The sequence below is a fragment of the Segnochrobactrum spirostomi genome, assembly GCF_009600605.1.
Classification (GTDB): domain Bacteria; phylum Pseudomonadota; class Alphaproteobacteria; order Rhizobiales; family Segnochrobactraceae; genus Segnochrobactrum; species Segnochrobactrum spirostomi.
This window is the reverse complement of the sequence record NZ_VWNA01000001.1, coordinates 3,561,956-3,583,444: the sequence shown is the minus strand read 5'-3', so window position 1 is coordinate 3,583,444 and position 21,489 is coordinate 3,561,956. Positions and strand designations below refer to the sequence as shown.

Genomic DNA, 21,489 nt, shown 5'->3' with positions numbered 1-21,489 from the left:
CACGCCGCGCGATCTGCTATCCGTTGGCCATGCCGTCGATCCCGCTTCCCTTCGTCATCTCGCTCGTGCTCGCGCTCATCCTCATCCGGATGATCCGGCAGGGCGAGGGTCCGTCCGGCCTCTTTCCGGTGCTCGTCGGCGCCTTCGCCGTGCAGGCGGCGATGGCCGGACTGAACTGGGGCTTCGGATGGGCACCGGCGCGTCTCGTGCAGCCGGTCATTGCCGCTCTCCTGCCGGCCTTGACCTTCGCCGCTTTCAGCGAACTCAGGCGCGGCGGCGGGATCCATTGGGCCGGGCTTTGGCCGCATCTCATGCCTGCGGCCCTGGTGGCGATCCTCGTCGCGTTCTGGCGAGAGCCGGTCGATCTGGTGCTGTTCGTCGTCTATCTCGGCTATGGCGGCGCGCTCCTGCGCCTCGCCGCGCAGGGCCCCGGCGCGCTGATGGCGACCCGCCTCGGCGACGAGCGGACGGCCCACAGGGCGCTGATCGCCGGCGGCCTCTTCATCATCCTCAATGCCTTCGTCGACGCCACGATCTCGCTCGAACTGATGTTCGGCGAAGAGCGGCGGGCGGAGGCGATCCTCGCCGGGGCGAGCGCGCTCTCGCTCGCGGTGGTCGCCTACGCCGCGACGATCGCCGGCGACAGCCGCCCGGCGGACGAGTCTGAGGGTCCCGCCCCGTCCGCTCCGCTCGGGGCGCCCACCGAGCGTGCCTCGCCCGGCCTTGCGGCGGAGGAGCCGACGGCGCTGGCCGGGCCCCTCTCGGAGCCGCCCGCCGAAGGCTCGACGCAGACGGGGACGCCGGCCGGCGGCGGTGCGACGAACACCGTGTCCGATCCTTCCGCCGACGACGCCGCGATCGTCCGCCGGATCGATGCCCTGATGCGCGAGCATCGCCTCTACCGCGATGCCGATCTCACCCTGGAGCGGCTCGCCCGGCGGGCGGGCATTCCGGGCCGGCAGATCTCGGCCGCGCTGAACCGCGTCCACGGCCGTAACGTCTCCCAGGTCGTCAACGAATATCGGGTGGCGGAGGCACGCCGGCGCCTTGTCGAGACGCGCGAGTCCGTGACCACCGTGATGCTGGAATCCGGCTTCGGCACCAAATCGAACTTCAACCGCGAATTTCTCCGCGTGACGGGCATGACCCCGAGCGCCTATCGCCGCGCCGGCGCGACGCCTATCCCCGGCGAAGCGGACCCGTCCGCAGAGTGAGCCGATAACGCGGCCGGGCGGATCGTCCGAACGTCCTCGATCGTGATCTCGGACGTCCGCAATCGCGATCGAGGTCGAGGCAATCCGGGCCTTTCGCCACCGTCGGGGCATGAACAGCCATGCCCATCCCGATCCGCATCTGTCCGACGCCCTCGCCTCGCTGAGGCTCGCGGGGAGCACTCCCAAGTCCGACCCCGCACGGCGCCGCGGTGGGCGACGTTGGCGTCTCGTCCTGGCGCTGACGATCGCCGGCAGCGGCGTCCTTCTGTGGCAGGCGGCGGCGCGGGGATATCTCGCGCCCGTCGGTGCGCTCCCGGATCGGTTGCGCGCCGAGGTCGCCTCGTGGGTCTTCGCCGCCGCGACCGCACCCAGCGCCGCGCAGGCGGCCTCGCCCGACGTCGCGGTCCCCGCCCCTCAGAGCCCCAGCCTTTCCGCCTCCGCCCCCGCGCCGCCTCTCCCCCCGACCATCGCCGGCTCGGGCCACGTGGTCGCGCTGGCGGAGGCTGCTGTCCACGCGCGGCGCGGCGGCACGATCGAGGCGCTGCCGGTGGATGTCGGCAGCGCCGTTGAAGCCGGCGACGTGCTCGCCCGGCTCGACGATCCCGACCTGCGCTTCGCACTCGAGGCGGCGCTCGTCGCCCGCGACCGGGCACGCCTCGTCCTGGCCGCCCGCCGGCTCGATGCCGACGAAGCCCGCGACAAGGCGCGGCGCATGAGCGAGCTCGGTGCCCGGGGCGTCGTCAGCGGCCAGACCAGCCGTGACGCCGGCACCGCCGCCGCCCGCACGGCGAACCTGATCGATCAGGCCGAGGAGGAGCTCGACGCCGCCGACGTCGCCGTCGACAGGGCGCGGGAGGCCGTCTCCGACCTCACTTTGCGGGCTCCCATCGCCGGCATCGTCTCCCTGCGCACCGCCCGGCTCGGCGAGGCGATCCTCTCCCAGGCCGACGCCCGGGACGAAGCCCCGCTGTTCGTCGTCACCGATCCGCACCGCCTCGCCCTCGATGTCGACATCGCCGAGACGGCGCTCGCCGCCGTCCGCCGCGGCGCCCGCGGCACCGCGGTGCTCGACGCCTTCCCGGACCGCAGCTTCCCCGTCGCAGTCGAGCGCATCGCGCCGGTCGCGTCCGCCGAGAAGGGCACCATCGCGCTCCGCCTCACGATCCTCGATTCCCCCGCCGGCATCCGTCCCGCGATGGCCGCCCGCGTCAGCCTCCCCGGCGTTCTCCAGACCAGCAAGGACGAACCGCAATGACCGACCCCACGCCCCTCGCCCGCCGGGCCGACGCGACGCCCTTCATCCGGCTCGCCGGGATCTCCAAGGCCTATGGACGCGGGAGCGAGAAGATCCCGATCTTCTCCGACCTCTCGCTGGAGATCCCCCGTGGCGATTTCGTCGCGATCATGGGGCCGTCCGGCTCCGGCAAATCGACCCTGCTCAACATCCTCGCCGGCCTCGATGCGGTGGACGCGGGCCGCGTCCTGATCGACGGCTCGGACCTTTCCGCCATGCGCGACGGCGCCCGCGCGCGCTGGCGCACGGAGACGCTCGGCATCGTCTTCCAATTCTACAATCTGATGCCGATGCTGAACGCAGCGGAGAACGTCGAGCTGCCGCTGCTCCTGCGACCCCTTTCGAAGCGCGAGCGCCGTGCCCGGGTCGAGACGGTGCTCGGCCTCGTCGGGCTCGGCGACCGGGCGCGGCATTATCCCCGGCAGATGTCGGGCGGCCAGCAGCAGCGTGTCGGCATCGCGCGGGCCATCGTTACCGATCCGACCCTGATCCTCTGCGACGAGCCGACCGGCGATCTCGACCGCCGCGCGGCCGACGAGGCGCTCGACATGCTCGGCCGCCTCAATTCCGAGTTCGGCAAGACGATCGTCATGGTGACCCACGATCCCGCCGCCGCCCGCGCCGCCCGGCGCGTGCTCCATCTCGACAAGGGCGTGTTCAGCCCGGCCGGGCGGGAGGCCGCCTGATGACCTCCTTCGGCCTCCTGCGGCGCAACACCTGGCGCAAGCCCGCGCGCACGCTCCTGATGATGCTCTCGGTCGCAGTCGCCTTCCTGATCTACGGCCTCGGCCAGGGCTTTCTCGCCGGTTCGCAGGGCAGCGGCGGGGCGGACGAAAGCCGCCTGGTGGTGCAGAGCCGCGCCGGGCGCACCCAGCCCCTCCCCGTCGCGGACGTCGCCCGGATCGCGGCGATGCCGGGCGTCGCGGCGGTCGCCGCCTCGGCCCGCATCCGCGGCTTCGTCGAGACGGAGAAGAACGTCGCCGTGGCGAGCGCCGTCGATCCCGCCGCGATGGCCGGAATCATGGGCGCGGAACTCGGCCTGACGCCGACGCTCCTCGCCGGGCTCGACGGCGCCCGCGACCGGGTGCTGGTCGGCCGGGCCTTGATGACGGCGCAGGGCTGGCGGATCGGCCAGCGCATTGCGCTGACGCCGTTCCAGGTCGCCCGGGCCGACGGCGCGCCGTGGAGCTTCGAGATCGCCGGAATCTTCGAGGGCACGCGGCCGGACACCGACACCTATTTCATGATCGCGCGCTACGATTACGTGAACGCGGCCCGCGCCCGCGATCGCGACAGCGTGGACGGCCTGCTGGTGCTGCCCCGCCCGGGCACGTCGCCGGGCGCCCTCGCCGCCCGCATCGACGCCGCCTTCGCAAGCTCGGCCGTGCCGACGCGGACCCAATCGGAGAAAGCGTTCCTCGAAGCGATGATCCGCCAGATCGCCGATTTCGGGCTGATCGTCACGCTCGTCACCGCGGCGGCCTTCGTCACCATCCTGATGATCGTCGCCAACACCATGGCCTTCGCGGTGCGCGAGCGCACCTTCGAGATCGGCGTCTTGAAGGTGCTCGGCTTCTCGGCCGGACGGGTCGTCGCCTTGGTGCTGGGCGAGACGCTCTTCGTATTCCTCGTCGGCGGCCTCGCCGGCCTCGCGCTCGCCGAGGTGGCGTCCCTGCTCGCCGGCGCGGATCTCGGGCTCGCCCTGCCGACGGGCGTCCTCGTCCGCGCCCTCGGCGTCCTCGTCGGCCTCGCCCTCATCGCCGGCCTCGTCCCCGCCGGCCTCACCCTGCGCATGCTCCCCGCCCATGCCCTCCGCTCCCGGTGACAGTCCGATGCCCAGCCCGCCCGTCTCCTCCCCCAGATCCGCCCCCCGATTGTCGTCCCTGCCGCGGCAATGCCTCGTCCTCACCCGCGCCGCCCTCGCCGGGGTGCCGCGCCGGCTCGCCCTCTCGCTCTCGATGGTGCTGTCGATCGCGCTCGTCGTCGCCGTGCTGATCGGCTTTCTCGCCATGGCGGCTGGCCTTCAACGCACGCTCGCAACGGGCGGCGCGGACGACGTCGCGGTCGTGCTCGGCGGCGGCACCAGCCAGGAGATCGCCTCGAGCGTGCCGCCCGAGGCTGCCCGCAGCCTGCTCGCTGCAGGTGCGGCCGCCGGCATCGCCTTGGACGGCTCGGGCCGGCCGATGCTGTCGCGCGAACTCGTCGTTCCGGTCGAAGCAGCGGGGCCCGACGGATCGGCGCGCACCGTGTCGTTCCGGGGGATGGAGGCGGCAGGGCCGGCCCTGCACGGCGGGGTCACGATCGCGGAAGGCCATCCCTTCGCGCCGGGGTCGCGGGAGATCCTGATCGGCCGCACGCTCGCCCGCGATCTCGGCATCGCCGCGCCCGGCCGGCGCCTGCGCCTCGGTCCGGTCGATTGGACAATCGCCGGCATCGTCGCGGCGCAGGGCGGTGCGGCCGAATCCGAGATCTGGGGCGATCTCGACGCCGTGCGGGCCGCCTTCGACCGGCAAGGCGAAATCCAATCGCTGAGGGTGCGGCTCGACGGACCCGACGGCCTCGCCGCCTTGCGCACGGCGCTGCGCAGCGCCGCGACGACGCCGCTCGATGCCATGACGGAGGCCGACTTCCTCGGCCGCCAATCGGCGCCAGTGACGCGGCTCATCACCCTGTTCGGCTGGCCGATCGCGCTTCTGATGGCGGTCGGCGCCTCAGCGGGGGCGCTCAACACGATGATGAGCTCGGTCGCCGACCGGCGGGCTGAAATCGCCACCCTGCGGGTGCTCGGCTTCAGCCGAACCGCCGCCTTCACCGCCACCTTTGCGGAGGCGATCGCGCTTTCGGTCGCCGGTGCGCTCTTCGGTGCGGTGGGGTGCGCCCTCCTCCTCGACGGCTTGAACGCCTCGACGCTCGGCACCGGCGGCACTGCGATCACCTTTCAGCTCGCGGTGACGCCGGGCGTCGTTCTCGAGGCCGGCCTCGTCGCCCTCCTCATCGGCGGGCTCGGCGGCGCGCTGCCCGCGCTCGCCGCCACCCGGCTGCCCCTCGTCGAGGCGCTGAAGGCCGGATCGTAGGGCCGCCTCAAGCGCCCGGAGAACCGTCGGTCGGTTTGCGTTGCCGTTCCGGCTTTGGGCCCGTCGTGCGCGGCGATGCCGCCGTCGATGTCGCGAACGGCCCCACGCGCGCGGGCGCTCCTTTACCCCCTCAGATCGCTCCGCGTCCCGGGGCGGCGGCGATGAGGGCTTGGGTGTAGGCGTGCTTCGGGTGGACCAGGATCTCCCTGGCGGAGCCGCTCTCGACGATCTCGCCTTTGCGCATCACGATGATCTCGTCGCTGATCTGGGCGGCAACGCGCAGATCGTGGGTGATGAAGAGGATCGCGAGCTTCAGCTTTGCCTGGAGATCGCGCAGGAGATCGAGCACCTGGGCCTGCACGGAGACGTCGAGCGCCGAGACGCTCTCGTCGGCGATCAGCACGTCGGGGCGCATGGCGAGGGCCCGGGCGATGCCGATGCGCTGGCGCTGGCCGCCGGAGAAGCTCGACGGCCGGCGGTGAAACGCACTGCGCTGGAGGCCGACGAGTTCGAGGAGTTCCTCCGCCCGCGCCCGCGCCTCGGCCCGGCCGCACCCGGCGAGCACGGCGGCACGGGTGATGATGTCGCCGACCCGGCGGCGCGGATTGAGCGAGCCGAACGGGTCCTGGAAGATCATCTGGATCATGCGGCGGCGCTCGCGCAGCTTGGCGGGCGTCAGCGACAACATGTCGATGCCGGCGACTTCGACACGCCCGGCCCGCGGCTCGATGAGGCGGATGGCGGCCTTGGCGAGGGTCGATTTGCCCGAGCCCGACTCCCCGACGATCGAGAGCACGCGTCCCTTGGCGAGCGACAGGTTGATGGCGTCCAAGGCTTTGACGCGGCCGAAGCGGTGCTCGAGATCACGGATGACGAGTGCCGGCTCGGCCGCCTCGACCGGCGCGGCGGGATCCTTCACGGCGGGACCGCGCGGCGTCAGGCTCGGGACGGCAGCGATCAGGCGCTGGGTGTAGGGATGCGCCGGCGCTTCCAGCACCTGCTTCGCCTCGCCAATCTCGACGATGACTCCGTCCTTCATCACCGCGATGCGGTCGGCGATGTCGGAGACGACGCCGAAATCGTGGGTGATGAAGAGGATGGCGTGGCCGTGGTCGTCGCGCAGTTCGCGGATGAGCTTCAGAACCTGCGCCTGGGTCGTCACGTCGAGGGCGGTCGTCGGCTCGTCGGCGATGAGAACGCGGGGGTTCATGGCGAGCGCCATGGCGATGACGACGCGCTGGCACTGCCCGCCGGAAAGCTGGTGCGGATAGGCGGCGAGGATGCGGTCGGGATCGGGCAGATGCATCGCCTCGACGAGGGCGCGCGCCCGCGCCCGGCGCTCGGCGCGCCCGTAGCGGGCATGGAGCTCGAACACCTCCTCGATCTGGGCCGCCACGCACATGGCCGGGTTGAGGGAGGCCATCGGCTCCTGGAAGATCATCGCGATCTCCCGGCCGCGCAGCGCCCTGAGGCGGCGCTCGGAGAGGCGGGCGAGATCGGTGTCGCCGAGGCGGATCTCGCCGGAGCGGATGGTGAGGCCGTGGGGGATCGCGCCCATCAGGGCGGCCGACAGCACCGACTTGCCGGAGCCGGATTCGCCGACGACGCAGAGGATCTCCCGCGGCCGGAGCTCGAAGCTCGCGCTCGAGACCGCGTTCGGGCGGTCGGCCCCCTTGGGGAGCGCCACCGTGAGGTTGCGGACCGACAGGATCGGGTTGGCTTCGTTGACGGCCTCGTTCATCCGCGCCGCTCCAATTTCTGCGCCACGTCCTTCAAGCCGTCCGCGAGCAGGCTGAGGCCGAGCATGAGGGACGAGATCGCGATGCAGGGGAAGATCACGAGCGACGGGAACGCCATCGCCATGGCGCGGCCCTCATTGACCATCGTGCCCCAATCCGGCGTCGGCGGCGGCAGGCCGAGGCCGAGGAAGCCGAGGGTGCCGAGGGTGATCGCGGTGTAGCCGAGGCGCAGGCAGAAATCGACGACGAGCGGCCCCGATGCGTTCGGCAACACGTCGAACAGCAGGATACGCCACGTGCTTTCGCCCTGGGTGCGCGCGGCGGCGACGAAGTCCCGGCTCGCGATGTCGATGGTGAGCGCGCGCACGATGCGGAAGATCGCCGGCGCGCTGCCGAACGTCACCGCGAGCACGATGTTCACCGGCGACGGCCCGATCACCACGATGATGACGATGTAGAGCACCAGCACCGGGAACGAGAGGACGACGTTCGCCGTGAACGACAGCGCCTGATCGACCCGGCCGCGCACATAGCCGGCGACGAGGCCGCCGAGGATGCCGACCGCATAGGCGGTCAGCGTGGCGAGGGTCGCATAGACGATGACCGTGCGGGCGCCGAAAATGAGCCGCGAGAGCACGTCGCGCCCGAGGAGGTCGGTGCCGAGCCAGAAGGTGCCGCCGGCCGGGTTCGGCGAGAGCGGCGGCGCCAGCGGCAGGATGGTGGCGAGCGGGTCGTAGGGCGCGATCCACGGTGCGAACAGCGCGACGACGAGCCAGCCGACTGTGACGAAGCCGCCGAACAGCACGAGCGGGTTCGTGAGATAGGCCGCGAGGGCTTTGGAGGTCGGAGAGGAACCGCTCATGGCTGCGCTCGCGCTCCCTTTTCCGAGGGAGGGGCGGAGAAGGAAATCCGCGGATTGAGCCACGTATAGGCGATATCAGAGAGGATCTGCGTCACTACGACGACGAGCACGCTCGCCATCGCGCAGGCTTCGATCAGATAGACGTCGCTGTTCAGCGCGGCATCGTAGAGCAGCGTGCCGAAGCCCTTATAGGCGAAGAAGACTTCGACCACGATCACGCCCGACAGCATCCACGGGATCTGGAGCATGATGACCGTGATCGGGGCGATCAGCGCGTTGCGCAAGGCGTGGCGCAACACGATGCGGGAGAGCGGCGCCCCCTTGAGCCGGGCGGTGCGCACATAATGGGTGGACATGACCTCGGCCATCGAGGCGCGGGTGATCCGCGCAAGATAGCCGGTCGAGAACAGGGAGAGCACCAGAACCGGCAGGATCAGTTCCTTGAGGCTGAAGCCGAGCAGCATCGTGCTCGCCCCCGGCAGCCAGCCGAGCCAGAACACGAAGATCGCCGACAGAAAGACGGCGGAGGCGAAATCCGGGATCGAGGTCGTCAGGATCGAGAAGATCGAGACGCCGCGGTCGAGCAGCGATCCCGAGCGCATACCGGCGAGCACGCCGAGAAAGAGCGCGGTCGGCACCATGACGAGGAGCGCGCTGCCGGCGAGCAGCAGCGAGGCCTCGAAGCGGCTCACCACCAATTGGGCGATCGGGGCGCGGTAATAGGTGGAGATGCCCCAGTCCCCGGACAGGAACCGCACGAGCCAGCGCCCGTAGCGCAGCAGGAACGGATCGCGGTAGCCGTTTTCGAGGAGCCAGGCGGCGCGCTGGTCGGGCGTCGAGAACTGCCCCAGCACCTTCACGGCGACGTCGTCGACGTTCACCTCGAGGGCCAGGAAGACCAGGAAGGACACCGCGAGCATCGTCGCCGCCGCGACGGCGATCTTGCGGGCCATGAAGTTCAAAAAGACCAATCTCCGCCCTCCGAGACCCGGCACGGGCCGGTATCGTCACGCCCCGGCCATGCCGGCCTTTTTTCGTTGTCGTTGTTGCGTGGGCGGGCCGGCGTCCGCCCGTCGCCACGGCGTCCGGAGCCTCTTGCAAGCGCAACAGGCTCCGGTCTTTGAAGCATATCAGCTTGCGGCCGGCCCGCGGGCCGGCTCCGTCATCAACTCAGCCAGACCTGATCCATGCGGAAATAATCGGCCGGGTGAAGGACGAAGTTCTGCACCTTGACCGAGCAGGCGGAGAAGCGCTTCGGCCAATAAGGCTGCACGATCACCGCCGCGTCGCGCAGGATCTGCTCGACGTCCTTCATCACCTCGCTGCGCGCCTTGGGATCGACGATGGCCATCGCCTTGTCGAGGGCGGCGTCGAATTCGGGGCTCGAGAAGTTGCTCTCGTTCCAGGCGCCGCCGCTGCGGTAGGCGAGATCGAGGGTCATCACACCGAGCGGGCGGTGCGCCCAATAGGTGAGCCCGAACGGCACCTTGTTCCACACCGGCCAATATTGCGAGGCCGGCAGCACGTTGAGCTTCAGCCGGATGCCGGCTTCGGCGAGGTTCTGCTGGAGCACCTGAGCGGTGTCCTGCTCCCAGCGGCCCTGGGTGTTGCCGAGGGTGATCTCGATGTCGAGCCCGTTGGCGTAGCCCGCCTCGGCGAGGAGCGCCTTGGCGGCAGCCACGTCGCGCTTCAGCGGCGGCAATCCGAAATAATCGGGCTGCATCGGCGCGACGTGGAAATCGTCGGCGATGGTGCCCTCGCCGCGATAGGCGACGGCGAGCATCTGGGCGTTGTCGGCGGCGAGCAGCACGGCGCGGCGGACCCGGATGTCGTCGAACGGCTTCTTGTCGACCTGCATGCGCATGACGATCGTCTGCGCCGGGCTCGCGGTGAGGAGCTTAAGGTTCGGCAGGCGCTTGATGAGGTCGGTGTCGGTGATTGAGGCGCGGTAGATGATGTCGATCTGCCCGCTCGACAGGGCGGCGATCTGGGTCGTGATGTCGGTGCCGACGTCGATGTAGTGCAGCTTGTCCAGATAGGCCGGCGTGCCCCAATAATCGGCGCGCTTCTCGAAGATCGCCTGGCGTCCGACTTCGTAGGCCGTCAGCTTGAAGGGACCGGTGCCGATCGGGTTCTTCGGCCAGTCGCCGCCGTCCTTCACGAAGTTCCGGTGCACCATCGGGCAGGTATAGGCGTAGAGCTGTTCCGGCAGCGAGACGACGCCGCGCTTCAAGGTCAGACGGACCGAATGATCGCCGGTCTTCTCGATCTTCTCCACCGCCGAGAAGGCGGTCTTGTTGGACGATTGGGAATCCGGCGCGATCCAGCGCTCGATGTTGAAGATCACGTCTTCCGGCGTGAACGGATCGCCGTTCGACCAGCGCGCCCGCTCGTCGAGCTCGAAATCCCACACCTTGAGGTCCGCCGAAGGCGTCCAACTCTTGGCGAGATAGGGATGCGTGATGTTGTCGGCATCGACGTAGGTGAGGAATTCGAGGCTGTTGCGGTAGAGGTTCGACGCCTCGATCCAGGTCGACAGCGCCGGGTCGGTGATCTCCTGAATGGCGCAGCCGAAGCGCAGGTCGCCGCCCGATTTCGGCGTCTCGGCGCGCGCGGTGCTCGGCGCCAAGCCGGCGAAGGCGCTGGCGGAGGCCGCCGTCACCCCGAGCCATCCCAGCGTCCGCAGGAACGACCGGCGGTCGATCTCGCCTTTGGTGAACTGCTCGCAGAGTGGCGCCACTTCGGGATGAAGCGGACGTCCGCTCAAGGTCTCGAGATGTTTCATATCGTTCTCCCCTGCTTGTCTTTGTTCTGAAGGACGGCGGCTTCAGCCGCTCGTCGATATGAGGGTCAGCCCCGGTTTGCCGTCCCGCGACGCCAAGGCGGCGATCGGCGCGGGCGTCTTGAAGCGCTGGATGAGCCAGGAGCGGAAGGCGGAGATGAGCGGATCGCCGAGGCCTTCCGGATCGATCTTGAGGTAGTAGCCAAACCCCTCGTAATGGCTGGCGGCGACCGGCGCGACGAGTTCGCCCGCCGCGATCTCGCCGGCGAAGAGCAGCGGATCGGCGACGACGAGCCCCTGCCCCGACAGCACGTATTGCACGGCGAGGCTCGCCGTATCGAAGCTGAGCCCCCGCGAGACGAGCGAGATGGGAAGACCGTTTTGCCGGGCGAACTCATGCCAGGAATGGTGCGGCTCGAGATCGACGATCCGGACGTGGACGATCTCGTTGGCGGAGACGAAATCCGATAGGCTCATCGCCTTGCACTGCGGCGCGAGGCTCGGGTGACAGAGGATCGTCGGCCGCTCCTCCCACAGGAGATCGGTGACGGCGTCGTCCACCACCGGGCGCGAATAGACAACCGCGAGATCGACCTCGGCCCCCGGTCCGCCATAGGGCGTTCCGATCTCCAGCACGACATCCGGAAAGCTGCGGCGGAAATCGTTGAGAAGGGGCACCGCGAGCTTCATGGCGAAGCTCGGCGGCAGGTTGACGCGCAGCCGCCGGGTCCGCTCCGCGCCATCCGGAGCGACCACGGCGGCGAGCGTCTGCTCGATTTTCTCGAACGCCTTGGAGATGCCGGCGAGCAGCATCTCGCCGCTCTCGGTCAGGGTGAGCGCGTTGCGGCGGCGCTCGAACAGCTTGCGCCCTAGCGCCTCCTCGAGGCCGATGACATGGCGCGACAGAGCGCTCTGCGAGACGTTGAGCGCCGCCGCAGCCGAGGTGAACGAGCCATGGTGGGCCACCGCCTCGAAGGCGCGCAATGCGTTCAACGGCAAGCGGCGGCGTTCCATCGTATTCGTCTCTCCCCGGCGCCGGTCTGCGCCCCTGTCGTCAGCTCGCGTCCTCACACTGCACGTACTTGGTCTGAACCAGCCTCTCCAGCCCCGCGAGGTCCCCGCGGGGCGGACCCGTCGATCACGCCGCCTTCGGCGTGAAGAACGGATTGCCGACGCTCGCGAGCCCGGCCCGCAGTTCGTCCCGGCTCGGCCACCCCTTTTGCAGCGCGCGACCGGCCGCGATGAAGGTCGCCTCGCGGTTGTTGCGATAGACCTCCTCGGCGTCCGACGCCTCGGGGTTGACCCACACCGCCGCGATGGCGAGCCAGTCGTCTTCCGCCTCGGGCGGCAGCACGCCGTCGAGCAGCGCCCGGGTGATGCCGGCGGCGACGCCCGCCTGGGCCGGCCCCCACGTCATCGTCTCGTGGCGGCCGGGCTGGAGCACCGCCTTGGCGATGAACAGGGTCACCGGCTTCGCCGGCAGGTTCGGCTTCAGGATGGTCTGGAACGGCAGATGACCGGGTCCGGGGCTCGCCGCAGCGGTTGCGAGCGCACCCGCGATCGGGCCGCTCTTCGGGCCGAGATAGAGGTTGATGTGGGCCGCGTTCGGGCCCGAGCCTTCGAAACCTTCGCCGATGAAGAGCATGCAATCGTCCTTGTGCGCGTGGGTCTCGCGCCTTGATCTCTGGGTGACCGCCGGCGAGAGCCGGCGAGGCTCAGGCGACCGCCGACAGCGAGGTCGGCTCGACCGACAGCGCGCGGGCGCGGCGAACCGGGTTGTAGTCGTTGATCATGTCGCGGGGCCGATACGGCTCGTCGAGATAGGTCATCTCCGCCTCGGTGAGGCGGATCGTGGCGGCGTCGAGAATGGCCTCGACGTGCTCCGGCTGATCGGCGCCGAAGATCGGCACGGTCACGTTGCCGGTGTTGATCACCCAGGCCTGGGCGATCTGCGAGGGGGTCTTCGACCGCGCCTGCGCCACCTCGCCGACCCGGCGGGCGATCTCGCGGTCGATCGCGTCGCCGAACCATTCGAGGAACATGTCGTGCGCGAGGCGCGCCTGCGACCCACCTCCGGCGAGATAGCCGCGGGCGAGCGGCGAGAAGGTCGTCACGGCGATGCCCTCATCCTTGCAATAGGGCATCATCTCGCGCTCCTCCTCGCGGTAGAGGAGCGAATATTGGCACTGCATGTTGACGAAGCGGGTCCACCCGTTCTTCTCCGCCACATGGTTCATCTTGGCGAACTGCCAAGCATACATGGTCGAGGCGCCGATATAGCGCGCCTTGCCGGCGCGGACGATATCGTGGAGCGCTTCCATCGTCTCTTCGATCGGCGTCTGCGGATCGAAGGCGTGGATGATGTAGAGATCCACATAATCCGTGCCGATGCGCTTCAGCGACTGGTCGATCGAGCGCATCAGATGCTTGCGCGACAGACCCTGATCGTTCGGGTCCGCGCTCATCGGGTAGAACGCCTTCGTGGCGAGCACGAGCCGGTCGCGCTCGGTCATCGACAACAAGGCGCGGCCGACGACTTCTTCGTTGACGCCGGTCGAATACCAATCGGCCATGTCGAAGAAGGTGACCCCGACATCGAGCGCCTTCTTCAGGATCGGCCGCGAACGATCTTCATCGAGCACCCAGCCCTTCCACTTGGAGGAGCCGATCCCCATGGTGCCGAGACAAAGCTGCGACGTCTTGAGGCCCGTGCGACCAAAACGAACGGTTTCCACGATCTCTTCCTGCCCAAATCATTCACGGGAATCTGTCGAGCGATTCCTGGCCGGTCTTCAGGCGCGGTGCCGGAGACGTGCGCGGTTCGCCCGAGTGGGGCAAGGCGCGTGGCGACCGGCGAACGTCCGCACTCGAAGCCAGATGTGCCGAGGGTGTGGTCGCCCCGAACGAAAGGCAAATAGACTTATTCGATGCGGCTATCTCAAAAAGGCATAGAGCCTGCCGCTCGATGCCGACCGCTTGGCGCCGGGCCGTCGCCCATGGCACAAGCAGACATTAGCCAAAGCGGCCGCTCGAGAAGCCGGGTCTTGATATGCGACGCCTTCCCTCGCTCGGTGCCATGCGGATTTTCGAGGCGGTCGGGCGCACCGGCTCGTTCACCCGCGCGGCCGAGCGGCTCAACCTGACCCAGAGCGCGGTCAGCCGCCAAGTCCGCAATCTCGAGGACGAACTCGGCGAACCTCTCCTCATCCGCCATCATCACCGCCTGGAACTGACCCCGGCGGGAGCACGCCTCCTCAAGGCAATCGGCCGCGCCCTGCAGGAGGTCGAAAGCGCCGTGCGCTCGATCGGCGAGCGGGCCGACACGAGCCGGCTCCGCCTCAACGTGCCGCCGACCTTCGCCAAACGCTGGCTCTTGCCGCGCCTGCCCTCGCTCCGCGCCGCCCATCCCGACCTCGAATTGAGCGTGACGACCCAGCCGTTCGACCGCCTCCTCGAAAGCGGCGTGATCGATTGCGCGGTGCGGTTCGGCGACGGCCAATGGCAGGGCGTCGCCGCCCACCGCCTGATGACCGAGCGGCACATCGCGGTCTCCGCGCCCGCCTTGAAGGCCGACGGCGTGCCGTTCGATCCGCGCGACCACACGCTGCTCCACGTGCTCGCCGACACCGACCGGCGCTACCTCACCTGGGCGCACTGGCTGGACGCGGCCGGGTTCGATCCCGGAGCGGCCGACGGCGGGCTCGAATTCGACCTCCTCGATCTCGTCATCGAGGCGGCCTGCCGGGGTCTCGGCGCGGCGGTCGCCGACAGCGCGATGGTCGAGACCGAGTTGCGCGAGGGCCGGCTCGTGAAGCTCCTCGACGTCGAGATCGAGGGTCACGAATCCTATTGGCTGGTCACCCGGGCTGACGAGCCCGAGCCGCCCAAGGTCCGCCAATTGCGAACCTGGCTGACGGCGGAGATCGCCGGCGGCTGATGGATCGAGCATTCCATTTGGGAATGCTCAGCCCGACGAGAACGCGTTTGCCGGGTCAGGGCGGAGGCTTCTACCGTCGTCTCCCGTCCGCGCCCCGTCCAGTCGAGCCTGCGCCATGATCCTCTATCGCAACTTCGTATCCGGACACTTTCTCGATCCCGCCGATACGCCACGGATCGCCGTGCGCTCGCCGGCAAGCGGCCTTACCGTCGCGGAAATCCCGCTCGCCTCGAGCACCGACATCGCCGCGGCGATCGCAACCGCGCGCGACGCCCAGCGCCGCTGGGCGGCTCTCCCCGCGATCGAGCGCGGCAACGCGCTCCGCCGGCTCGCAGACGGCATCGAGGCGCAGGCGGACCGGATCGGCGCCGCGCTCGCGGCCGAATCCGGCAAGAGTCGCACGGACGCCCGCGGCGAGGCGATCTACGGGGCGGAATTGATGCGCTATCACGCCGAATGGGCGCGGCGGATCGAGGGCGAGATCATCCCGAGCGACGATCCGGACGAGACGCTCATGCTGCGCCGCGAGCCGATCGGTTTGGTCGCCTGCCTGATCCCGTTCAACTATCCGATCTACACGCTCATCCGGAAGATCGCCCCCGCCCTCATCGCCGGCAACGGCGTCGTCGTGCGCCCGAGCAACGCGACGCCGGCCTCCGCCCTCGTCCTCGCCGAGTGCGTCGCCGAGGCGGAACTGCCCGCGGGCCTCGTCTCGATCCTCGCCATGGATCATGACGCCGCGGCCCGGCTCTGCACCGATCCGGCGATCGGGATGATCACCCTCACGGGCAGCGTCACGGCCGGCCGCGCAGTGCTCGACTATGCCAAGGCCAACATCGCCAAGCCCTCGCTCGAACTCGGCGGCAAGACGCCGGTGATCGTCGCGCCCGATGCCGATCTCGATGCGGTCGCCGCCGGGCTTCTCGCCGCCAAGACGACCCATTGCGGCCAGCTCTGCACGGCGCCGGCGCGGCTCTACGCCCACCGCTCGATCCACGATGCCTTGCTCGCGCGGTTGCGGGACGCCTTCCGCGCCCGCCCCTTCGGCGACCGCGCCGTCGATCCGGCCCGCATGGGCCCGCTCCAGACCGAGGCGGCGCGCAGCGCGCTCCACGCCATGGTCGAGCGCGCCGTCGCCGAGGGCGCCGTCCTGGAAGCCGGCGGGACGCTCCCCGAGGGTCCCGGCTGGTTCTATCCGCCGACGCTGCTCTCCGGATGCCGCCAGGACATGGAGATCGTGCGCGAGGAGGTCTTCGGCCCGGTGCTGCCCGTGCTCGTCTACGACGACGCCGAGGAGTCTCTCGCCCTCGCCAACGATCACCAATACGGCCTGTCGTCCGTGCTGTTCACGAACGACCACCGCACCATCATGCGCTTCGCCGGCGCGATCGAGGCAGGCGAACTCTACGTCAACCGCTTCCCGGCCGACCCCTATCAGGGCTTCCATGCCGGCTGGAAGCGTTCCGGCCTCGGCGGTGACGACGGCAAGCACGGCATGCTTGAATTCACCCAGACGCGCCTCGTCATCCTGAAACACTGACGCCGGCCGCCGCCGCACGCATCACGGCCTCCGAGGGTCCCCATGAAGATCGCCGATCTCGATATCCACGTCGTCGCCGTGCCCCCGCCGCATGTCGGCGGCATGTATTGGATCTTCGTCCGCCTGCGCACGGAGTGCGGCATCGAGGGCGTCGGTGAGATCTATTCGACGGCGTTCCACCCGTGGGCGCTGTCCTCCCTGATCGAGGATGTGTTCGAGCGCTATCTCCTCGGCCACGATCCCCACGGGATCGAGCGGTTTTGGCGCGCCGCCTATTCGAGCGGCTTCACCCAGCGCCCCGATCCGACGATGATGGGCATCGTCTCCGGCCTCGAGATTGCCTGCTGGGACATCATCGGAAAGGCGGCCGGCCAGCCGGTCCACGCCCTGCTCGGCGGCCGTGTCCACGAACGACTCCGGGCCTACACCTATCTCTATCCGAAGAACGCCGCGGGCGAGTTCGACTTCAACGATCCCGACCTCGCCGCCGAGTGCGCGGCCGAGATGGTGGGCATGGGCTTCACCGCGGTGAAGTTCGATCCGGCCGGCCCCTATACCCAATATTCCGGCCATCACCTGTCGCTCGGCGTGATGGACCGCTGCGAAACCTTCTGCCGCAAGGTGCGCGAGGCGGTCGGCTCGTCGGCCGATCTCCTGTTCGGCACCCATGGCCAGATGGTGCCGGCCTCGGCGATCCGCCTTGCCCGCCGTCTGGAGCGCTACGATCCTTTGTGGTTCGAGGAGCCGGTGCCGCCGGGACAGGAGGACGCGATGGCCCAGGTTGCCGCCGCGACCTCGATCCCGATCGCGACCGGCGAACGGCTCACCACGAAATACGAGTTCCAGCGGGTTCTGGAATGCAAGGCCGCCTCGATCCTCCAGATGAACGTCGCCCGCGTCGGCGGGCTTCTGGAGGCCAAGAAGATCGCCGGCATGGCCGAGGCCTATTATGCCGAGATCGCGCCGCACCTCTACAACGGCCCGATCGGCGCGGCGGCCTCGATGCACCTCGCGACCGCCTCGCCGAACTTCCTCATCCACGAGGCGATCCTCGACTTCTCCGGCTTCCACGCGGAGATCCTGAAGTCGAAGCTCGTCTTCGAGGACGGCTACCTCATCGCGCCGACCGAGCCGGGCCTCGGCGTCGAGCTCGACCTCGCGGCGGTGGCTGCAAATTCGCCCTATGAGGGCGAGCGGCTGCATCTGCAGATGGGCAGCGAACCGGCCGACGTGAAGCAATTCGCCCCGGCCCGCGGATGAGTGCGATGGGCGAAGCCTACGACTACATCGTCGTCGGGGCCGGCTCCGCCGGCTCGATCCTGGCGGCCCGGCTTTCCGAGCGCCCGCAGACCCGCGTGCTGCTCGTCGAGGCGGGCGGCAGCGACAACTCGTTCTGGCTGAAGATCCCGATCGGCTACGCCAAGAGCTATTACAACCCGCAAACCAACTGGATGTATTGGACGGAGCCGGAGGCGAACGTCGACGGCCGCAAGCTCTATGCGCCCCGCGGCAAGGTGATCGGCGGCTCCGGTGCCATCAACGCCATGATCTTCGTGCGCGGCGCGCGGGAGGATTTCGACGATTGGCGCGCAGCCGGCAATCCCGGCTGGGGCTATGACGATGTCCTGCCCGCCTTCCGTCGTCTCGAAAGCCACGCCGGCGGCGCCTCGCCCTGGCACGGCGGCGACGGCCCGATCGCGGTCACGCCGATGCGCGACGGCATCCATCCCGTCTCGCGGGCCTTTCTCGACGGCTGCAAGGAAATCGGGCTGCCGGAGAACCCCGACTTCAACGGCGAGCGGATCGAAGGCGCTGGGGTCTACGACATCAATGTCCGGCGTGGCATCCGCTCGTCGTCGTCGCGCGAATATTTGCGCCCCGCCCTGCGCCGCCCGAACCTCACCGTCCTCAAGGACACGCTCGTCGAGCGGGTGCGCATCGAAGCCGGGCGGGCCGTCGGCATCGAGGTGCGGCGCGGGACGGAGACGCGCTTCATCGCCGCGCGCGGCGAGGTCATCCTGTCTGCCGGCGCGTTCGGCACGCCGACGCTCCTGCAACTCTCCGGCATCGGCGACGGCGCACACCTCGCGAGCCTCGGCGTCGCGACCCGGCACTATCTGCCGGCCGTCGGGCGCAACCTCCAGGACCATCTCTGCGCCAGCTTCTATTATGAGAGCCGGGTGCCGACGCTGAACGGCCCCTTCGCGAGCCTCTTCGGGCAGATGCGCTACGCGGCGCAGTGGGCGCTGACGCGCTCCGGCCCGTTCGCCATGAGCGTCAACCAGGCCGGCGGCTTTCTGCGCGGCCGGCCGGATGCCCCGCGGCCGAACATCCAGCTTTATTTCAACCCGCTCTCCTACCGGATCCCGAACGACCCGAACGCGGGGCTGAAGCCCGAGCCCTATCCTGGCTTCCTGCTCTGCTTCAACGCCTGCCGGCCGACGAGCCGCGGCACGGTGATGGCGGCCTCGCCCGATCCCGGCGCGGCGCCGTCGATCCGGCCGAATTATCTCTCGACGGAGCAGGACATCGCGGAGGTTCTCGAAGGCGCGCGCCTGATGCGGCGGATCGCCGGGTCGCCCGCCATGCGACGCATCACCCGCGAAGAGCGCGAGCCCTCCCGCGACGCGGTCACGGACGACGAACTCCTCGCCTTCTTCCGGGCGAATTGCGGCTCGATCTATCACCCCTGCGGCACCGCCGCGATGGGCCCGGACCCGGCCACGAGCGTGGTCGACGCGAAACTCCGCGTCCACGGCATCGACAGGCTTCGCGTCGCCGACGCCTCGATCTTCCCCAACATCACCTCGGGCAACATCAACGCCCCGACGATGATGGTCGCGGAGATGGCGGCGCAGGTCATCGCGGGCGGCGCGCGCCGGTCCTGAGGCGCGGGGCCGGCATCGGCTCAGTGCGCGACGGCGTGGATCTCGGCGATGTAGCCGCCCGGGAATTCGACCATCGCGGCCTTGCGGCCGTCGGCCGTGTAGGGGCCCGTCAGGACTGTCGCGCCGGCCGCCTTCGCCTTGTCGAGCGTCGCGGCGAGGTCGGCGACCTCGTAACCGGTCGTCTCGCGGCCATAGGGGAACGGCAGGTGACCGTCCGTCGTCAGGACCACCATGCGTCCGAAATCGGAGGTGATGCGGATGCGGCGATAGGTGTCGCCCGGCCGCCCGATCTCGGCTCCGGGCGCGCGCGGCTCGTCCGAAACGACCTTGCCGCCGGAGAAGCGGACGAAGTCGGCGACGAAGGCATCCACGGTCTCTGGCGCCACATAGACGCGGTTCTCCGGCACCGTCTCGAACGGCGGATTGTTCGGTGCGGTGTTGTGGATGTAGAGCTGCATCATGACGCCGCCCGGCCACTCGATGATCGCGTCGCGCCCGATCGGATCGGCGAAGGGGCTGACGACGACCGCCGCACCGCTCGCGCGGGCCTGACGGACCGCCTCGTCGAGATCGCGCACGAGGGAGCCGGTCCGCTCCGCGCCGAAGGGATAGGGGATCGGCGTCGTGAAGCCGAACAAAGAGACCTGCCCGACCGGTGTCTGCAGCAACTGGGACGTCGTCGTAGACGGGGTCGGCGTCACGTGGGTGACGACCTGCTTCGTGCTCTTGCCGCCGAAGGTCGCCAGGAAACTCGCGGCGAAGCGATCGACGTCCGCCGGCGCGACATAGACGTGGCTGGTGCCATATTGCGGCGCCACGGCAACCGCAGGGGCCTCGGCGGCGAAGACGGGGCCGGCGAACAGGGCGGTGGCCGCGACCAAGCCCGCCGCGATCTTGATCCTGAGGCCCATGGTTCCGCTCCTCGAACGCCGTGACGCAACACGCGCGGGGGCACCGGCCGACAATCGGCCGCGCCTCGCCGCGCTTCCTCGCTAGGCTGCCCGGAAGCCCGCCGCCAGCCCGAGCGCTGGAGGCGCCGATAAATTAACTGTGACTTGAGGTCTAAATATTAGGACGAAATCGCGCTCTATTTGAACGCTCTGCGAAGAAGCGCTGCCGCGCGCCAGCCCTATACAGCAAAGGAATAGCCATGGCTTCCCACGAGAAAATGGCTTCGAACGAGACGATCGGGTTCGTCGGCGTCGGCCTGATGGGGCACGGCATCGCCAAGAACATTCTCGAGAAGGGCTATTCCGTCACCGTCGCCGCCCATCGCAACCGCGCGCCGGTCGAGGATCTCGTCGCCCGCGGTGCCACGGAGGCGGCGAGCCTCGCCGACCTCGCCGCGGCCTCGACGATCGTCTTCCTCTGCCTCACCGATTCCGCCGCCGTCGAGCAGGTGGTGCGCGGCCTCGAACCGGGGCTCGCCGCCGGCAGCGTCGTCGTCGATTGCTCGACCGCCGATCCGAGCGTCACCGAACGGATCGCCGCGCGCCTCGCGGAAAAAGGCGTCGATTATTGCGATTCTCCGCTCGGCGGCACGCCCGTTCAGGCCGAAGCCGGACAGCTCCAGGCGATCGTCGGCGCGGCGCCTGCCGTGTTCGAGCGCCTGAAGCCGGTCTTCGAGACCTGGGCCGCCCGCGTCGTCCACATCGGCGGCGTCGGCGACGGCCACCGCATGAAGCTCGTCAACAATTTCCTCTCGCTCGGCTATGGCGCGATCTATGCCGAGGCGCTGGCGATCGCCGCGAAATCGGGCCTCAGCGTCACCCAGTTCGACAAGGTGATCCGCGGCAGCCGGATGGATTGCGGCTTCTACCAGACCTTCATGGGCTACGCCCTCGACGGCAACCGCGAGGCCCACCGCTTCACCCTGGCGAACGCCTACAAGGACCTGCGCTATGTGGAGGCGATGGCCGACGCCGGCCCGGTCGCCGCCCCGGTCGCGAGCGCGGTGAAGAACGCCTATGCCCGTGCGGTGGCGATGGGCGGCGACGGGCCGGAGGATTATGTCCCCCACCTCACCGACTGGGTCGCCCGCGCCAACGGCCTGCCCGGGCGGGACGACGGCGGCGCCTGATCGCTTTCATCCACGCCGCCGTGCCCTTCTCCCCTTGGGGGAGAAGGTGCCCCGAAGGGGCGGATGAGGGGAATTATCC

Annotated in this window: 18 protein-coding genes; 10 read left to right on the top strand and 8 right to left on the bottom strand. The window is 69.4% G+C overall.

What is annotated here, in order from left to right:
• Positions 1 to 29 precede the first annotated feature (29 nt).
• The 5 genes from F0357_RS16145 (at position 30) to F0357_RS16125 (ending at position 5,582) form a co-directional block, all read left to right on the top strand.
• A complete protein-coding gene (locus F0357_RS16145; RefSeq protein WP_153487149.1) occupies positions 30 to 1,214 on the top strand; it encodes a helix-turn-helix domain-containing protein in 1,185 nt (394 codons plus the stop codon).
• 109 nt (positions 1,215 to 1,323) lie between these two features.
• Positions 1,324 to 2,469 carry an efflux RND transporter periplasmic adaptor subunit gene (locus F0357_RS16140; RefSeq protein WP_153484285.1) on the top strand — a complete coding sequence of 382 codons (1,146 nt, stop codon included), beginning with the start codon at positions 1,324 to 1,326 and terminating at the stop codon, positions 2,467 to 2,469.
• Positions 2,466 to 3,194 carry an ABC transporter ATP-binding protein gene (locus F0357_RS16135; RefSeq protein WP_153484282.1) on the top strand — a complete coding sequence of 243 codons (729 nt, stop codon included), beginning with the start codon at positions 2,466 to 2,468 and terminating at the stop codon, positions 3,192 to 3,194. The genes F0357_RS16140 and F0357_RS16135 overlap by 4 nt, the downstream gene beginning before the upstream one ends.
• A complete protein-coding gene (locus F0357_RS16130) occupies positions 3,194 to 4,333 on the top strand; it encodes an ABC transporter permease (RefSeq protein ID WP_153484279.1) in 1,140 nt (379 codons plus the stop codon). Before F0357_RS16135 ends, F0357_RS16130 begins: the two co-directional genes overlap by 1 nt.
• Positions 4,334 to 4,382: 49 nt before the next feature.
• Complete coding sequence (locus F0357_RS16125) at positions 4,383 to 5,582, top strand: ABC transporter permease (RefSeq protein ID WP_208948378.1); 1,200 nt, start codon at positions 4,383 to 4,385, stop codon at positions 5,580 to 5,582.
• Between the two features lie 130 nt (positions 5,583 to 5,712).
• Here the strand turns inward: F0357_RS16125 and F0357_RS16120 are convergent, their stop codons facing one another.
• The 7 genes from F0357_RS16120 to F0357_RS16090 form a co-directional block, all read right to left on the bottom strand.
• Complete coding sequence (locus tag F0357_RS16120; RefSeq protein WP_153484275.1) at positions 5,713 to 7,323, bottom strand: dipeptide ABC transporter ATP-binding protein; 1,611 nt, start codon at positions 7,321 to 7,323, stop codon at positions 5,713 to 5,715.
• Entirely contained in the window at positions 7,320 to 8,183 is an 864-nt protein-coding gene (locus tag F0357_RS16115) for an ABC transporter permease (RefSeq protein WP_153484267.1), read from the bottom strand. The genes F0357_RS16120 and F0357_RS16115 overlap by 4 nt, the downstream gene beginning before the upstream one ends.
• Complete coding sequence (locus F0357_RS16110) at positions 8,180 to 9,154, bottom strand: ABC transporter permease (protein ID WP_246161494.1); 975 nt, start codon at positions 9,152 to 9,154, stop codon at positions 8,180 to 8,182. The genes F0357_RS16115 and F0357_RS16110 overlap by 4 nt, the downstream gene beginning before the upstream one ends.
• Positions 9,155 to 9,348: 194 nt before the next feature.
• Positions 9,349 to 10,968 carry an ABC transporter substrate-binding protein gene (locus tag F0357_RS16105; RefSeq protein WP_153484264.1) on the bottom strand — a complete coding sequence of 540 codons (1,620 nt, stop codon included), beginning with the start codon at positions 10,966 to 10,968 and terminating at the stop codon, positions 9,349 to 9,351.
• 42 nt (positions 10,969 to 11,010) lie between these two features.
• Positions 11,011 to 11,979, bottom strand: a complete 969-nt coding sequence (locus F0357_RS16100) for a LysR family transcriptional regulator (RefSeq protein WP_153484261.1) — start codon at positions 11,977 to 11,979, stop codon at positions 11,011 to 11,013.
• A gap of 124 nt (positions 11,980 to 12,103) precedes the next feature.
• The gene (gene fae / locus F0357_RS16095; RefSeq protein ID WP_153484257.1) at positions 12,104 to 12,610 is read right to left on the bottom strand and encodes a formaldehyde-activating enzyme; all 507 of its coding nucleotides are present in this window, start codon (positions 12,608 to 12,610) and stop codon (positions 12,104 to 12,106) included.
• 70 nt (positions 12,611 to 12,680) lie between these two features.
• Positions 12,681 to 13,700 carry an aldo/keto reductase gene (locus F0357_RS16090; RefSeq protein WP_312861624.1) on the bottom strand — a complete coding sequence of 340 codons (1,020 nt, stop codon included), beginning with the start codon at positions 13,698 to 13,700 and terminating at the stop codon, positions 12,681 to 12,683.
• A 314-nt stretch (positions 13,701 to 14,014) separates the two neighbouring features.
• Between F0357_RS16090 and F0357_RS16085 the strand changes: the two genes are divergently transcribed.
• From F0357_RS16085 to F0357_RS16070, 4 genes are all read left to right on the top strand, one after another.
• A complete protein-coding gene (locus F0357_RS16085) occupies positions 14,015 to 14,902 on the top strand; it encodes a LysR substrate-binding domain-containing protein (RefSeq protein WP_246161493.1) in 888 nt (295 codons plus the stop codon).
• A 115-nt stretch (positions 14,903 to 15,017) separates the two neighbouring features.
• The gene (locus F0357_RS16080; protein ID WP_153484254.1) at positions 15,018 to 16,442 is read left to right on the top strand and encodes an aldehyde dehydrogenase family protein; all 1,425 of its coding nucleotides are present in this window, start codon (positions 15,018 to 15,020) and stop codon (positions 16,440 to 16,442) included.
• Between the two features lie 42 nt (positions 16,443 to 16,484).
• On the top strand, positions 16,485 to 17,702 hold the full coding sequence (locus tag F0357_RS16075; RefSeq protein WP_153484252.1) for a mandelate racemase/muconate lactonizing enzyme family protein: 1,218 nt from the start codon (positions 16,485 to 16,487) through the stop codon (positions 17,700 to 17,702).
• A gap of 5 nt (positions 17,703 to 17,707) precedes the next feature.
• The gene (locus tag F0357_RS16070) at positions 17,708 to 19,330 is read left to right on the top strand and encodes a GMC family oxidoreductase (protein ID WP_208948377.1); all 1,623 of its coding nucleotides are present in this window, start codon (positions 17,708 to 17,710) and stop codon (positions 19,328 to 19,330) included.
• 20 nt (positions 19,331 to 19,350) lie between these two features.
• Here F0357_RS16070 and F0357_RS16065 read toward each other — a convergent pair whose 3' ends face one another.
• The gene (locus F0357_RS16065) at positions 19,351 to 20,241 is read right to left on the bottom strand and encodes a VOC family protein (RefSeq protein ID WP_153484245.1); all 891 of its coding nucleotides are present in this window, start codon (positions 20,239 to 20,241) and stop codon (positions 19,351 to 19,353) included.
• A gap of 257 nt (positions 20,242 to 20,498) precedes the next feature.
• Between F0357_RS16065 and F0357_RS16060 the strand changes: the two genes are divergently transcribed.
• A complete protein-coding gene (locus tag F0357_RS16060) occupies positions 20,499 to 21,410 on the top strand; it encodes an NAD(P)-dependent oxidoreductase (protein ID WP_153484243.1) in 912 nt (303 codons plus the stop codon).
• The last annotated feature ends 79 nt before the right edge of the window (positions 21,411 to 21,489 follow it).

Coding starts and splice junctions, on each gene's coding strand:
- F0357_RS16145 (WP_153487149.1), top strand. CDS start 30: ATGCCGTCGATCCCGCTTCCCTTCGTCATCTCGCTCGTGCTCGCGCTC.
- F0357_RS16140 (WP_153484285.1), top strand. CDS start 1,324: ATGAACAGCCATGCCCATCCCGATCCGCATCTGTCCGACGCCCTCGCC.
- F0357_RS16135 (WP_153484282.1), top strand. CDS start 2,466: ATGACCGACCCCACGCCCCTCGCCCGCCGGGCCGACGCGACGCCCTTC.
- F0357_RS16130 (WP_153484279.1), top strand. CDS start 3,194: ATGACCTCCTTCGGCCTCCTGCGGCGCAACACCTGGCGCAAGCCCGCG.
- F0357_RS16120 (WP_153484275.1), bottom strand. CDS start 7,323: ATGAACGAGGCCGTCAACGAAGCCAACCCGATCCTGTCGGTCCGCAAC.
- F0357_RS16115 (WP_153484267.1), bottom strand. CDS start 8,183: ATGAGCGGTTCCTCTCCGACCTCCAAAGCCCTCGCGGCCTATCTCACG.
- F0357_RS16105 (WP_153484264.1), bottom strand. CDS start 10,968: ATGAAACATCTCGAGACCTTGAGCGGACGTCCGCTTCATCCCGAAGTG.
- F0357_RS16100 (WP_153484261.1), bottom strand. CDS start 11,979: ATGGAACGCCGCCGCTTGCCGTTGAACGCATTGCGCGCCTTCGAGGCG.
- fae (WP_153484257.1), bottom strand. CDS start 12,610: ATGCTCTTCATCGGCGAAGGTTTCGAAGGCTCGGGCCCGAACGCGGCC.
- F0357_RS16085 (WP_246161493.1), top strand. CDS start 14,015: ATGCGACGCCTTCCCTCGCTCGGTGCCATGCGGATTTTCGAGGCGGTC.
- F0357_RS16080 (WP_153484254.1), top strand. CDS start 15,018: ATGATCCTCTATCGCAACTTCGTATCCGGACACTTTCTCGATCCCGCC.
- F0357_RS16075 (WP_153484252.1), top strand. CDS start 16,485: ATGAAGATCGCCGATCTCGATATCCACGTCGTCGCCGTGCCCCCGCCG.
- F0357_RS16070 (WP_208948377.1), top strand. CDS start 17,708: ATGGGCGAAGCCTACGACTACATCGTCGTCGGGGCCGGCTCCGCCGGC.
- F0357_RS16065 (WP_153484245.1), bottom strand. CDS start 20,241: ATGGGCCTCAGGATCAAGATCGCGGCGGGCTTGGTCGCGGCCACCGCC.
- F0357_RS16060 (WP_153484243.1), top strand. CDS start 20,499: ATGGCTTCGAACGAGACGATCGGGTTCGTCGGCGTCGGCCTGATGGGG.